At 61.8% G+C, this 13,490-nt stretch carries 12 protein-coding genes; 1 reads left to right on the forward strand and 11 read right to left on the reverse strand.

The annotated features are described in order from the left end of the window. Positions 1-2 precede the first annotated feature (2 nt). From LQK84_RS06465 to LQK84_RS06475, 3 genes are all read right to left on the reverse strand, one after another. A complete protein-coding gene (locus LQK84_RS06465) occupies positions 3-1,577 on the reverse strand; it encodes a Re/Si-specific NAD(P)(+) transhydrogenase subunit alpha (RefSeq protein WP_230827880.1) in 1,575 nt (524 codons plus the stop codon). 367 nt (positions 1,578-1,944) lie between these two features. Continuing rightward, positions 1,945-2,472, reverse strand: a complete 528-nt coding sequence (locus tag LQK84_RS06470) for a GNAT family N-acetyltransferase (protein WP_442966898.1) — start codon at positions 2,470-2,472, stop codon at positions 1,945-1,947. 2 nt (positions 2,473-2,474) lie between these two features. Then, positions 2,475-3,047 carry a helix-turn-helix domain-containing protein gene (locus tag LQK84_RS06475; protein WP_230827881.1) on the reverse strand — a complete coding sequence of 191 codons (573 nt, stop codon included), beginning with the start codon at positions 3,045-3,047 and terminating at the stop codon, positions 2,475-2,477. Between the two features lie 67 nt (positions 3,048-3,114). Between LQK84_RS06475 and LQK84_RS06480 the strand changes: the two genes are divergently transcribed. Then, positions 3,115-3,549, forward strand: coding sequence for a hypothetical protein (locus LQK84_RS06480; protein ID WP_230827882.1), 435 nt, complete (start codon positions 3,115-3,117; stop codon positions 3,547-3,549). Between the two features lie 124 nt (positions 3,550-3,673). Here the strand turns inward: LQK84_RS06480 and LQK84_RS06485 are convergent, their stop codons facing one another. The 8 genes from LQK84_RS06485 to LQK84_RS06520 form a co-directional block, all read right to left on the reverse strand. Beyond that, complete coding sequence (locus tag LQK84_RS06485; protein WP_230827883.1) at positions 3,674-4,531, reverse strand: hypothetical protein; 858 nt, start codon at positions 4,529-4,531, stop codon at positions 3,674-3,676. A 190-nt stretch (positions 4,532-4,721) separates the two neighbouring features. Further along, complete coding sequence (locus LQK84_RS06490) at positions 4,722-5,588, reverse strand: hypothetical protein (protein WP_230827884.1); 867 nt, start codon at positions 5,586-5,588, stop codon at positions 4,722-4,724. 132 nt (positions 5,589-5,720) lie between these two features. Next, positions 5,721-7,907 (reverse strand): methylmalonyl-CoA mutase, encoded by a 2,187-nt coding sequence (scpA, locus tag LQK84_RS06495; RefSeq protein ID WP_230827885.1) that lies wholly within the window; start codon positions 7,905-7,907, stop codon positions 5,721-5,723. 191 nt (positions 7,908-8,098) lie between these two features. After that, positions 8,099-8,473 (reverse strand): endonuclease domain-containing protein, encoded by a 375-nt coding sequence (locus LQK84_RS06500; protein WP_330166399.1) that lies wholly within the window; start codon positions 8,471-8,473, stop codon positions 8,099-8,101. Positions 8,474-8,529: 56 nt separating this feature from the next. Beyond that, on the reverse strand, positions 8,530-10,533 hold the full coding sequence (locus tag LQK84_RS06505) for an acetyl-CoA carboxylase biotin carboxylase subunit (RefSeq protein ID WP_230827887.1): 2,004 nt from the start codon (positions 10,531-10,533) through the stop codon (positions 8,530-8,532). Positions 10,534-10,538: 5 nt separating this feature from the next. Then, positions 10,539-10,916, reverse strand: coding sequence for a hypothetical protein (locus LQK84_RS06510; RefSeq protein WP_230827888.1), 378 nt, complete (start codon positions 10,914-10,916; stop codon positions 10,539-10,541). 5 nt (positions 10,917-10,921) lie between these two features. Beyond that, positions 10,922-11,836, reverse strand: a complete 915-nt coding sequence (gene yghU / locus LQK84_RS06515) for a glutathione-dependent disulfide-bond oxidoreductase (RefSeq protein WP_230827889.1) — start codon at positions 11,834-11,836, stop codon at positions 10,922-10,924. Positions 11,837-11,913: 77 nt separating this feature from the next. Beyond that, entirely contained in the window at positions 11,914-13,446 is a 1,533-nt protein-coding gene (locus tag LQK84_RS06520) for an acyl-CoA carboxylase subunit beta (protein WP_230827890.1), read from the reverse strand. Between the last annotated feature and the right edge of the window lie 44 nt (positions 13,447-13,490).

Consider the following 13,490-nt stretch of genomic DNA (forward strand, 5'->3'; position numbering starts at 1 on the left):
GATCACGACTTCTGGAACATGGCGAGCATGCGCCGCGTGACCATGAACCCACCGAAAATATTGATCCCCGCCATGAAGACGGAGAGAGCGGCGAGCACCACGACCAGCACGCTTCCCGAGCCGATCTGCATCAGCGCGCCGAGAATGATGATGGACGAGATCGCGTTGGTAACGGCCATCAGCGGCGTGTGCAGCGAATGCGACACATTCCAGATGACCTGGAAACCGACGAAGCAGGAGAGCACGAAGACGATGAAATGCGACATGAAGCTTGCCGGCGCGAAATAGCCAGCCAAGAGGATCAGCGCCCCGCCGATGACCAGAAGGCCCACCTGCTGCTTCGTCTGCGCCTTGAAGGCGGCAACTTCGGCAGCCCGCTTTTCTTCCGGCGTCAGCTCCTTGACCTTTTCCTTCGGCTTCTGCGCCGCAATTGCCTTGATCTTCGGCGGCGGCGGCGGGAAGGTGATCTCGCCCTGATAGGCGACGGTTGCGCCGCGGATCACGTCGTCTTCCATATTGTGGAAGAGCGCGCCATCCTTCTTCGGCGTCAGGTCCGTCATCATGTGGCGGATATTGGTCGAATAAAGCGTCGAGGACTGCGCGGCCATGCGGCTCGGGAAGTCCGTGTAGCCGACGACGGTCACGCCATTCTCGGTGACGATCTTCTGGTCCGGAACCGTCAGGTCGCAATTGCCGCCGCGCTCAGCTGCAAGGTCGATGATCACCGAGCCCGGCTTCATCATGGCGACCATGTCGGCAAGCCAGAGCTTAGGCGCATCGCGGCCCGGAATGAGAGCCGTCGAGATGACGATGTCGATATCCGGTGCGATCTCGCGGAACTTCTTCAGCTGCGCCTCGCGGAATTCCGGCGAGGAGGGGGCCGCATAGCCGCCCGTCGCCGCGCCGTCCTGTGCGGGGCCGGCAAAATCGAGGAACACGAAATTCGCGCCCATGGATTCGATCTGTTCGGCCACTTCCGGGCGAACGTCGAAGGCATAGGTGATCGCGCCGAGCGATACGGACGTGCCGACGGCGGCAAGACCGGCAACGCCGGCGCCAATGACCAGAACCTTGGCCGGCGGGATCTTGCCGGCGGCCGTCACCTGGCCGGTGAAGAAGCGTCCGAAATTGTTACCGGCCTCGATCACGGCGCGATAGCCGGCGATATTGGCCATGGAGGAGAGCGCATCCATCTTCTGGGCGCGAGAAATGCGCGGCACCATGTCCATGGCGATCACATTCGCGCCCGTGCCCTTGGCCTGCTCCAGCAGGTCACTGTTCTGTGCGGGATAGAAGAAGGAGATGAGCGTCTTGCCGGGGGCGAGTTTGGAAACCTCGTCGGTAAGCGGCGGACGCACCTTGGCGATCACGTCGGCCTGCGCATAAAGCGCGTCGGCCGTGTCGACCACCGTCACGCCGGCGGCGCGATAGGCATCGTCGGAAAAGCCGGCAAGCTTGCCCGCACCCGCTTCGATGACACATTGATATCCGAGTTTCTGCAATTGGGTGGCGCTGTCTGGCGTCATCGCGACGCGCGCCTCACCCTCAAGCCGTTCCCGTGGCGAACCTATCAGCATCTTTCGTCCTCCTGCCCTGCGTCGGCACATATTATGAGACGGCGCCCCTGCCGTCTTTAAATTTTTGAACGCAGTTCATCCGTGTTTAAGCAGGGAACACAGGGACATGCAACTCCGCGTCAGGCGAATCCGGTACGCTGACTGCGTGTCGCAATCCTCGCGCCGAGTGCCGTCGAATGGCGGAGACATGGACGCGGTCATAAAATTATTTTAAGTTTGAAATATTTAGTCGATGGGGCAGTTTGCGCTGAGCCCCGTTTTGAACGCACCAAAATTTGTTGATGAATCGGCATAAAATTTTGAACCGAATACCGAAATTCGGAATTAATTCGATTTAAATTATAATTTCGAATTACATTGTTTTTGGTTATATCAAGGTCTGCAGCGCCTTGTAGTAGACCGTCGTGTCACAGGGGCGACCGTCCGGAAAGAGCGCATAGCCTGGAATAATTCCCGCCGCGGTCCAGCCCAGATGCTCATAGATCTTCTCCGCCGGCTCGCCGGTTGCCGTATCCAGCACCAGCAGGCTCCGCCCACGCGCCGCCGCCTCCCGTTCGGCCGCCTCCATAAGCCGCCGCGACAGGCCGCGCCCGCGCTGGTCGGGATGCACCATCAGCTTCTTGATGTCGGCGCGATGCGGCTGGTTGGGCGGCATGGCGATGCCGAGCTGCACGGAACCGACGATCCGCCCGGCATCCTCCAGCGCCATCAGCACGATGTCGCCGCGCTCCGCCGCCTCGGCGACACCGCGCCAATAGGCTTCCGCCTCGTCCGCCGGAAAGGGCAGCATGTAGCCCATGGAGGCGCCGCCGCGCACCGTTTCCGAGAAGAGTTCGATAAGGTCTGTCAGCGCGGCAAGGGTCGCGGCTTTGTCGAGAACGCGGATATCGGACATAGTCAGTTCTTTCTGAGGATCACGGCGTAGCGGCAGGCCTGCGAGCCGGGGTTTTCGAAAACGGTGCCCTGACTAAGCGTCATGTAGAGACAGTCGCCGGCTTCCATCGCGTGCCGGGCACCATCGCATTCCATGATCAGCCGGCCTTCGAGCAGCCAGACATATTGCGTCTGCTGCGGCTCGGAGACCACCGGCGGCATGGCCGCGCGCGCGCCCGGCGGCAGCGTCACGTCGACCAGATCGGTGGCAATCGCAAAGCCCGGCGGCGAAACGGCGCGGCGCACATAGCCCGTCTCCGGATCGCGCCACACCGGCTGTTCGCCAAGCCGCCGGAGCGGCGAGGGCGCCTCGGAGGCCGCCGCAAAGAAGCCGGACAGGGTCTCCTTCAATGGCGCCAGCAGCCGCGCCAGCAACACCGCCGTCGGACTTGCCTCGCCGCGCTCGATCTTCGAGATCATCGCGCGGCTGACGCCCGAGGCGGTGGCCAGCTGGTCAAGCGTCATCGCGCGCGCCATCCGCAGCGCTTTCAGCGACTGACCGATCGTCTTCTCAAATTCATCGTTCAAGATTTCCATTATAGGAGAATCATTGATTCCTATAGTGGAGTCAAGTGTCCCTTGTGCGGCGCGCGCCGCGCTGGCGTTGAACTGGCTGCAGGGCGGGCATATCCTCCGATGCGTCGAGCAGGACAAACCCGAGCGGGAGGAAGCCGGCATGCAGCAAGGCCCATTGTCGAGCCGGCAAACGAAGGCCGCACCTTCGCGTCGCAATCGGCTGTGCCTGCTCCTCGTCACCCTTTCGGCCATCGTGGCATGCCTGCCGCAACCGGGCCATGCCGAAGCGCGGGCACACCGGCCCGAAGCCGCCGGTCTTTCGCCGAACCTCATCGTTGCGACGAGCAGAAAGCCGAGGCCCGAGCCACGGCAGTGTCGTTTCAACAACCGAAGCTTCGCCACCGGGTCGACGGTTCAATGCTCGATGGATCCGAACGACAATCGGGGATGCGCGCTGGGCTTGCCCTTTGCCCGCTGGTCCTGCCGGGACGGGCGCTGGGTGCTTTCGGGCTCCGGCCGCTAGTGCCATCGGCAGCGATGCTGTCCGTCACGTTCATCGAAGGAAGCATGCCGCCATAAACGAAGAGAGCGTCCCCGGCGCTCGATGGCCGGAAACGCTCTCAGTCAGGTCGACGATCGCCGTCAGATCAGAAGGCGAAGCCGAGGCCAACCTTCAGCGCCACGGTCGAGGTCCGGCTGTCGGGCTCGAACGTCGAGTCGATCGGCGAAACGGCCGAACGTCCGTAGTTGAAATTCGTGTAGTCGACGGAGATGTTCGCATGCACGGTGTCGGTGATTGCGCGGTCGACAGAGGCGCCCACCATGTAGATCGCCGAATTGCCGAGCTTGTAGGTCTGCGGCGTGATGGCCGCGCCGCCAGCCGTGGCCGTCGTCTTCATGCTGGCGGAGAAGGTCGAACCGACCAGGCCATTGACGCCCAGCACCCAGCCGGGTGCCGGCGAATATTGTGCCAGCAGGCCTCCACCGACATAGCCGTGCGAATAGTCCTCGCGATAGCCGCCGGCGCCCGTGATGTCTCTGCGCCACTGGCGCGCGCCGAGACCGAGATAGGGCGTCAGCATCAGGGCGTCATTGACTTCAAAGCCTTTACCGATGCGGAAATCCTCGTTGTAGATCTCGGCATTGTCGCGCTGGCGCACGTCGCCATAATTGCCGCCGATGAACGAGCCGACATAGTCGCTATTGCCCTTGCTCCAGGAGAGGTTGCCATAGAGGTAGAGGTTCGAGAGACCGATATCGGTCATCACCGAGCCGGAGAGCGAAAGCCCGGGCTGCCAGCCCCGCTCGCTGTCGAGCGGTGTCGAGCCGCTCGATTCCAGATAGTCGAGATAGGAGCCGCTGACATTGAGGCTGACCTGGTTGTTGGCCCTGACAATGTCGCTATGCGTCGGACGCAGCGCCAGATCGTCTGCCGCATGTGCGGACGCCACGGCCGCGCCGCAGAACACACCCGCCGTCAAAAGAATTTCAATAAGCCGTTTCATATGACAACCCCAAGTCGACTCGGCGAACCACCCACCGAAGATGGGGTTCATCGTCGAAGGTTATGGTGAATGAAATCCTAACGGTCCATCGGTGCCGAAAGATTTAATGTTCCTGTAATGAAAGCGTATTCTTATGGACACGCCCTTGTCTCGTTTGCCGAGAGGCAAGGGGAAGGAAGCCATCCAGCGCTCAATTCAAAATTGAACGCTCAGGTCGAGTTTCTGTAGCCGATCCACATTGGTCTCCATGCGGCCCGACAGGCGCATCCGGACCCCTGAGCCCGCAGGCGGTACTGATCAGGGCCGGGTAGTCTTCGTTTGCCCCCACGCCACTGCGGGCGAAGGCCACAAGCATGGGCCCTTGCCGTTCCGCCATCTGTCGCGCTGTTTCTCCGCCATTGTCGAAGACGGTCCAGACCGCTGCCATATGTGGCTCGATCAGGATGGCTGATGTGCAAAACGAGTTTGCCGAGGAGACTTTACTGTCGCAGACAATGGAGACCCGCCCCGTTTCAAGCGTCATTTGCCTGAGCTGGTCCGACATCCGCTCTCCGCCCACGGTGAGATGGTTGAACCCGGCAAACTGTCTGTCGTCGGCGAGATAGAATGTTTTTGGCAAGGCCTGCCGCAGGGGAGCCCAGGGGGCATTGCAAACTGACTTAGCCCATTGGCGCTTCAACAGAGAGCAAAGCCGGAGTTTGCCCGTTTGGAAGTCGTCCGAGCCATAGCTGCCGATCGTGATCTCCACCCTGTCGAGCGCAGGAGCCGTGTCCGGCCTGCTGGCAAGTACCCTGAACGTGTCCCGCCGAGTCTTGGCCTCCAGTCGATCCTGCGCCTTGTTCAGCGAGAAGGATGCCGTCACACCGGAAAACTCGCTCAAAGCGACGAATGGAATTGTCAGCGGAACATCACCCACGATCACATGAGCATCGGACGCCAGAAAATCCAGCTGGTCCTGCGAATAGGATGAGCGTGTCGGCGTCATATACCAGGTGAAGGCCGCGATGAGCCCGAACCACAAGCATACAACGGCGAGCGTCAAAGAGCGGCGTGTCATGGCGTGACATTAATGCTCAAGGGTTGCGGAAATGTTATGGCTCGCGCGCCGCTTCGCCGCCGTCATTCCTGCCTTGCGCTCGCATGATAGGGGCGGGTGTCGCATACCCGCCCTGATGGCCGCGCGTTCCGTTCACCGGTTCCGTCTCAACCCCACGATGTCGCCCAGCACGGCATTGGCCGCCGCCATGACGTTCGAGCCCGGTCCGAAGATTTCGGCGACGCCGGCATCGCGCAGGAACTGGTAGTCCTGTTCCGGGATGACACCGCCGGCGACGATGATGATGTCGTCGGCGCCCTTTTCCTTGAGCCTGGCAATCAGTTCCGGGATCAGCGTCTTGTGGCCGGCTGCGAGCGAGGAGACGCCGATGACATCGACCTTTTTGCCGACCGCCTTGTCGGCCACTTCCGCCGGCGTTTCGAACATGTCGGTGAGCTCAACGCGGAAGCCCATATCGGCAAAGGCAGTGGCGATCACCTTGGCGCCGCGATCATGGCCGTCCTGGCCCATCTTTGCGACGAGGATCGAGGGATCGGTGCCGCGCTCGGCCTTGAAGGCCTCGATCTTGGCGCGGATCGCCTTGTATTCCGCATCTTCCTGATAGGCATCGGCATAGATGCCGGAGATGACGCGGGTGGAGGCGTGGTGGCGCGAGAAGGCGCGTTCCATCGCATCGGAAATTTCGCCGAGCGAGGCGCGGGCGCGGGCCGCATCCACGGCCGCCGACAGGAGATTGCCCTGACCGCTGGCCGCAACCTTTTCCAGCGCCTTCAGGGCTGCCTCGACGGCCTTCGGATCGCGGGTTTCGCGGATGCGGGTAAGCCGCGCGACCTGGCTGATGCGCACCTTGGCATTGTCGATTTCGAGAATGTCGACCGAGGGCTCGTTTTCCAGCCGGAACTTGTTGACGCCGACAATGATGTCCTCGCCCCGGTCGATGCGGGCCTGCTTGCGGGTGGCCGCCTCTTCGATGCGCATTTTCGGCAGGCCCTGTTCGACCGCCTTGGTCATGCCGCCAAGGCTTTCGACCTCCTGGATCATTGACCACGCCTCTTCGGCGAGCTCAGCCGTCAGCGCCTCGACGTAATAGGAGCCGCCGAGCGGATCGACGACATTGGTCACGCCGGTTTCATGTTGCAGGATCAGCTGCGTGTTGCGGGCGATGCGGGCGGAAAATTCCGTCGGCAGCGCAATCGCCTCATCGAAGGAATTGGTGTGCAGCGACTGCGTGCCGCCGAGCACCGCGGCCAGCGCCTCATAGGCCGTGCGGACCACGTTGTTATAGGGATCCTGTTCGGTCAGCGACACGCCCGACGTCTGGCAATGGGTGCGCAGCATCTTGGAGCGCTCGGACTTGGCGCCGAAATCCGTCATGATGCGCGACCAGAGCTGGCGCGCGGCGCGCAGCTTTGCCGCTTCCATGAAGATATTCATGCCGATGCAGAAGAAGAAGGAGAGCCGGCCGGCGAAATCATCGACATCGAGGCCCTTCTTCATCGCGGCGCGCACATATTCCATGCCATCGGCCAGCGTATAGGCCAGCTCCTGGGAAAGCGTCGCGCCGGCTTCCTGCATGTGATAGCCGGAAATGGAGATGGAGTTGAACTTCGGCATCTCCTTCGCCGTAAACTCGATGATATCGGCGACGATCCGCATCGAGGGTTCCGGAGGGTAGATATAGGTGTTGCGGACCATGAACTCCTTGAGAATGTCGTTCTGCACCGTTCCCGTCAGCTTGGCGCGCGGCACGCCCTGCTCTTCGCCGGCGACGATGAACATGGCGAGCACGGGAATGATCGCGCCGTTCATGGTCATGGACACGCTCATTTCGCCGAGCGGAATGCCGTCGAACAGGATCTTCATGTCCTCGACACTATCGATCGCCACGCCCGCCTTGCCGACATCGCCAACGACGCGAGGATGGTCGCTGTCATAGCCGCGGTGGGTGGCCAGATCGAAGGCGACCGAGAGGCCCTTCTGCCCAGCCGCAAGGTTGCGGCGATAGAAGGCGTTCGACTCTTCCGCAGTCGAGAAGCCCGCATATTGCCGGATTGTCCACGGCTGGCCCGCATACATGGTGGCGCGCACGCCGCGCGTGAACGGAGCAACACCCGGAAGCGCCGTTGCCGCCTCGGCGGGCAGGTCATCGGCCGTGTAGAGCGGCTTGATGGTAATGCCCTCCGGCATGTCCTTGTTGAGCGTGGACGGGTCCGCGCCCTTCAGTTCCTTGGCGGCGAGAGGGAGCCAGTCGCGGGTCGTCACTCTCTCCCCCTGGGGGAGAGATGTCGGCGCAGCCGACAGAGAGGGGTTCTTAGACATGTCTGCGTCCTTTCCCTGTTCGCCCCTTGGGGCGGAAATCAATTCTGAGGGTGGGTGGAACACCCCCCTCTGCCCTGCCGGGCATCTCCCCCTCAAGGGGGGAGATTGGAATGTTGCGAGCGCCGCACCTTCACTCTCTCCCCTTGGGGGAGAGATGTCGGCGCAGCCGACAGAGAGGGGTTCGTCACCCTCTACACATCGTTTCCCTGTTCACGAATGACTGCGAGAATGTGATCGCAGACACCGTTCAAATCTTTCATCACGTCGTCATTCCAGAAACGAACGACAGTCCACCCGATTTCCTTCAGTCGTCGCGTTCGCACCAAGTCCGCATCCGGCACGTCGCCCATCGCATGTTGCGAGCCATCCAGCTCGACAATCAGCTTGTGTTCGGCACAGGCAAAGTCGGCAATGTAGCCGGCGATCGGCAATTGCCTCCGAAACTTCAGGCCCATCAGCCGATGCGCCCTGAGTTGCCCCCAAAGCCGCGCCTCGGCTTCGGTCATGTCACGCCGAAGCCTCTTGGCGTTTGCTCTCAGCTTCGGCGAGATTGTGCGACTTGGCACCGTACCCCCCTCTGTCGGCTACGCCGACATCTCCCCCTCAAGGGGGGAGAGTGACATCAAGCAACAAACTCCATGATCACATCATCCACCGCCAGGCTCGCGCCCGGCTCTGCCAGAACCTTCGAGACCTTGGCGCGCTTTTCCGCGCGCAGCATGTTTTCCATCTTCATGGCTTCGACAATCGCAAGCGCCTGGCCTTCCTGCACTTCGTCGCCCTCCTTCACCAGAACGGAGGTGATGAGGCCGGGCATGGGGCAGAGCAGCAGGTTGGACGTGTCCGGCGGGGCCTTTGCGGGCATCAGCGCCGCCAGTTCCGCCACGCGGGGCGAGAGAACCTGCACCTTCACATCCATGCCGCGCCGGCGCATGCGGAAGCCGCCCGGGGCCGGCTGGACCTTGAAGGCGATCGACTTGCCCTCGATCAGCACTTCGGCAAGCGGATGGCCCGGTTGCCATGTCGTCTCGACCTGCAGCACCGGCCCGCCTTCGAGGCTCACCCCGAAGCCGGTGGAGAGATGCGAGATCTCGGCCTTGACCGTATGACCGGCGACCAGCACAACCTTCTCACGGCCATTGCCGACGCCGACCGAAAAGCGGCTGCCGGAAATCTTCGCGGCGCGCTCGCTGGCGATCCGCGCGAGCACGAGGGCGGCGGCGGCGAAGCGGTGGACGCTTTCGGCATCGGGTGCCACCGGGCCGAAGCCTTCCGGATACTCTTCCGCGATGAAGCCCGTCGACAGCCGGCCTTCGCGCCAGCGCGGATGCTGCATGAGGGCGGAGAGGAAGGGCAGGTTATGGCCGATGCCTTCGACCTCGAAGCGATCCAGCGCATCCGCCATGGCGTCCACCGCCTCAAGGCGGGTCGGCGCATGGGTGCAGAGCTTGGCAATCATCGGGTCGTAATACATCGAGATTTCCGAACCCTCGGTGACGCCCGTGTCGTTGCGCACGGTGATGCCGCCATGCGTCTCTTCCTGCGGCGGGCGATAGCGCGTCAGCCGGCCGATCGAGGGCAGGAAGTTGCGATAGGGGTCTTCGGCATAGAGCCGGCTTTCCACCGCCCAGCCGTTGATCTTCACATCCTTCTGCGCAAAGGCCAGCTTTTCGCCGGCGGCAACGCGGATCATCTGCTCCACCAGATCGAGCCCGGTGATCAGTTCGGTGACGGGATGTTCCACCTGCAGGCGGGTGTTCATTTCGAGGAAGTAGAAATTGCGGTCCTTGTCGACGATGAATTCGACCGTGCCGGCGCTCTGGTACTCCACCGCCTTGGCCAGCGCCACGGACTGCTCGCCCATGGCTTTGCGGGTCTTCTCGTCCAGGAAGGGCGACGGCGCCTCTTCCACGACCTTCTGGTTTCGCCGCTGCACCGAGCATTCGCGCTCGTTGAGATAAAGCACATTGCCATGCGCGTCGCCGAGCAGCTGGATTTCGATATGGCGCGGCTCGACGATGAACTTCTCGATGAAGATGCGGTCGTCGCCGAAGGAGGAGGCCGCTTCCGACTTGGAGCGGGCGAAGCCTTCGCGGGCCTCGTCATCGTTCCAGGCGATGCGCATGCCCTTGCCGCCGCCGCCGGCCGACGCCTTGATCATCACCGGATAGCCGATTTCCTTGGAGATCTTCACCGCATGTTCGGCATCGTCGATCAGGCCCATATAGCCGGGCACGGTCGATACGCCGGCTTCCGCCGCGATCTTCTTCGAGGTGATCTTGTCACCCATGGCTTCGATCGCCTTCACCTTCGGGCCGATGAAGATGATGCCTTCTTTCTCCAGCGCCTCGCAGAAGGAGGCGCGTTCGGAGAGGAAGCCATAACCGGGGTGGACGGCTTCCGCCCCGGTCTGCTTGCAGGCCTCGATGATCTTGTCGGCCAGAAGATAGCTTTGGGCTGCCGGCGGCGGGCCGATGTAGATTGCCTCATCTGCCAACTTGACGTGCTCGGCCTCGCGGTCGGCGTCGGAATAGACCGCCACCGTCGCAATGCCCATCTTCTTAGCCGTCTTCATCACGCGACAAGCGATTTCGCCGCGGTTGGCGATGAGGATCTTTTTAAACATCGGGATCACACCTCAAGGTCGTCTTGAAACGACTGCGGGAAATTCGCCCGCGCGACGTTCAGGTTTATTTTTAAGAGCGCGGTATAGGATTCCGGATCGAACGGGTGCTCGGCCGGCACGATCTCGCGCTTGAACAGGCGCGAAATCCGGCCGGCATCGAGATTGCCGCGCTCGAAGGGCTCTGCCCCGAAATGGTGCCAGAGCGCATGGAGAAAGGCGGCGTCGGCCAAAGGCTCCGTCTTGTCGGCCGTCATCGGGCGCGGCTTTTCAAAGAGCTTGGTGACACCGCGCGGATTGGCGCGGCGGATGGTGAATTGCCAGCCGGTTCCCGTCAGGCCTGACGGGAAACCGCGATGCTTTGTCATTTCAGGAAGCTTGCCCATGATTATTAAGCCTTCCCGATCTTGTCTTGCGTCTTCAGCTCGAAGTCCGAGGCGTCGTGGCGCTCGTGAAGCTGCTTCGACGGCTCGCCGAAGGCCCGGTTGACCATCGAGCCGCGATCAACGGCGGGGCGGGCGAAGAGCTGCTTGCGCCAGCGCTGGACATGTTCGTATTCGTCCACCGACAGGAAATCGCCGGCATCGCTATAGGCGGCCTTGGCGGCGAGACGGCCATACCAGGGCAGGATCGCCATGTCGGCGATGGAGTATTCGTCGCCGGCAATGAATTCATGGTTGGCGAGCTGACGGTTCAGCACATCGAGCTGGCGCTTCACCTCCATGGCATAGCGGTCGATGGCATACTGGATCTTGATCGGCGCATATTCGTAGAAATGGCCGAAACCACCGCCGAGGAAGGGCGCGGAACCCATCTGCCAGAACAGCCAGTTCATCACTTCGGCGCGCTTGCGCGCATCCTTCGGCAGGAAGGCACCGAACTTGTCGGCCAGATAGGTCATCATCGAGGCGGACTCGAAAAGCCGGATCGGCGCGCCGCCGTCAACGGGCGCATGGTCCATCATCGCCGGGATCTTGGAATTCGGGTTCACTTCGACGAAGCCGGACCCGAACTGGTCGCCATCGTTGATCCTGATCAGCCAGGCATCGTATTCTGCGCCGCTGTGCCCTGCGGCCAGCAGCTCTTCCAAGAGGATTGTCACCTTGACGCCATTCGGCGTGCCGAGCGAATAAAGCTGGATCGGATGCTTGCCGACCGGCAGAACCTTCTCATGCGTCGGCCCGGCAATCGGCCTGTTGATGCTGGCAAACGCGCCGCCATTGCCCTTCTCCCAGGTCCAGACCTTGGGCGGCTGGTAGCCGGCGGGAAAGTTCTTCTCGGGCGGAAATTTGGTTTCGTCGGTCATGGCATCATTCCTTTTAACGGGGATTCGTCCCTGCAAAGTTAGGGGCTGGCACCTGAAATAGCAGCCCCTGCCTTTCGTTAAAGCGGAATATTGTCGTGCTTCCTCTTCGGCTGCTGCACGTCCTTCGTCTTCAGCATTTCAAATGCCCTAATCACGCGGCGCCGGGTCGAATGCGGCATGATGACCTCGTCGATGAAGCCGCGTTCTGCTGCCTTGAAGGGGTTGGCGAAGTTGTCTTCGTATTCCTTCGTGCGGGCGGCGATCTTGTCCGGGTCGCCCAGTTCCGAGCGATAGAGGATTTCGGTCGCGCCCTTGGCGCCCATGACGGCGATCTGGGCGGTTGGCCAGGCATAGTTGACGTCGGCGCGGATATGCTTGGACGACATCACGTCATAGGCCCCGCCATAGGCCTTACGGGTGATGACCGTGACTTTCGGCACGGTGGCTTCGGCATAGGCAAAGAGCAGTTTCGCGCCATGCTTGATGATGCCGCCATATTCCTGGGCCGTGCCGGGCAGGAAGCCTGGAACGTCGACCAGCGTCAGGATCGGAATGTTGAACGCGTCGCAGAAGCGGACGAAACGGCCGGCCTTCTTGGCGCTGTCGATATCGAGGCAGCCGGCCAGAACCATGGGTTGGTTGGCGACGATGCCGACGGTCGAGCCATTGAGACGGACAAAGCCGCAGAGAATATTCTTGGCGTGATCCTTCTGCACCTCGAAGAAATCGGCCTCGTCGGCAATCCGAGCGATGACCTCGTGCATGTCATAGGGCTTGTTCGGATTGTCCGGAATGATCGTGTCGAGCGCCATTTCAAGGCGGTCCGGCTTGTCGGCGGTCGGCAGAACCGGCGGCTTTTCGCGGCTCGACAGCGGCAGGAAATCGAACATGCGGCGGATTTCGATCAGCGCCTCGACATCGTTTTCAAACGCGCCATCGGCAACGGAGGATTTCTTCGTATGCGTCGAGGCACCGCCGAGCTCTTCGGCCGAGACGATTTCGTTGGTGACGGTTTTCACCACATCCGGGCCGGTCACGAACATGTAGGACGTATCCTTGACCATATAAATGAAGTCGGTCATCGCCGGGGAATAGACCGCGCCGCCGGCGCAGGGGCCCATGATGACGGAAATCTGCGGGATGACGCCGGAGGCCTGCACATTGCGCCAGAACACTTCCGCATAGCCGCCGAGCGAGGCGACGCCTTCCTGAATGCGCGCGCCGCCTGAATCGTTCAGGCCGATGACCGGCGCGCCGTTCTGCACGGCCAGATCCATGATCTTGCAGATCTTTTCGGCATGCGTTTCGGAGAGCGAGCCGCCGAAGACGGTGAAATCCTGGGAGAAAACGTAAGTTGGGCGGCCGTTGATCGTGCCCCAGCCGGTGATGACGCCATCGCCGGGGAAGGTCTGCTCCGCCATGCCGAAATCGGTGCAGCGATGCGCCTTGTACATGTCGTATTCTTCGAAGGAGCCTTCGTCGAGCAGCACATCAATGCGCTCGCGCGCCGTCAGCTTGCCCTTGCCATGCTGCGCATCGATCCGCTTCTGGCCGCCGCCAAGCCGGGCTTCCGCACGCCGCGCCTCGAGCTTTTCAAGGATGTCCTGCATGGCTGTTCTCGCTCCCTGTTCTCTCCGCCGTCATCCCGGCCTTG

It is taken from the genome of Rhizobium sp. C4 (genome assembly GCF_021026315.1).
Classification (GTDB): Bacteria; Pseudomonadota; Alphaproteobacteria; order Rhizobiales; family Rhizobiaceae; genus Ensifer_A.

What these genes read in the sequence shown, in the direction of transcription:
- LQK84_RS06465 (WP_230827880.1), bottom strand. Translation starts at nt 1,577, where the DNA reads ATGCTGATAGGTTCGCCACGGGAACGGCTTGAGGGTGAGGCGCGCGTC.
- LQK84_RS06470 (WP_442966898.1), bottom strand. Translation starts at nt 2,472, where the DNA reads ATGTCCGATATCCGCGTTCTCGACAAAGCCGCGACCCTTGCCGCGCTG.
- LQK84_RS06475 (WP_230827881.1), bottom strand. Translation starts at nt 3,047, where the DNA reads ATGGAAATCTTGAACGATGAATTTGAGAAGACGATCGGTCAGTCGCTG.
- LQK84_RS06485 (WP_230827883.1), bottom strand. Translation starts at nt 4,531, where the DNA reads ATGAAACGGCTTATTGAAATTCTTTTGACGGCGGGTGTGTTCTGCGGC.
- LQK84_RS06490 (WP_230827884.1), bottom strand. Translation starts at nt 5,588, where the DNA reads ATGACACGCCGCTCTTTGACGCTCGCCGTTGTATGCTTGTGGTTCGGG.
- scpA (WP_230827885.1), bottom strand. Translation starts at nt 7,907, where the DNA reads ATGTCTAAGAACCCCTCTCTGTCGGCTGCGCCGACATCTCTCCCCCAG.
- LQK84_RS06505 (WP_230827887.1), bottom strand. Translation starts at nt 10,533, where the DNA reads ATGTTTAAAAAGATCCTCATCGCCAACCGCGGCGAAATCGCTTGTCGC.
- LQK84_RS06510 (WP_230827888.1), bottom strand. Translation starts at nt 10,916, where the DNA reads ATGGGCAAGCTTCCTGAAATGACAAAGCATCGCGGTTTCCCGTCAGGC.
- yghU (WP_230827889.1), bottom strand. Translation starts at nt 11,836, where the DNA reads ATGACCGACGAAACCAAATTTCCGCCCGAGAAGAACTTTCCCGCCGGC.
- LQK84_RS06520 (WP_230827890.1), bottom strand. Translation starts at nt 13,446, where the DNA reads ATGCAGGACATCCTTGAAAAGCTCGAGGCGCGGCGTGCGGAAGCCCGG.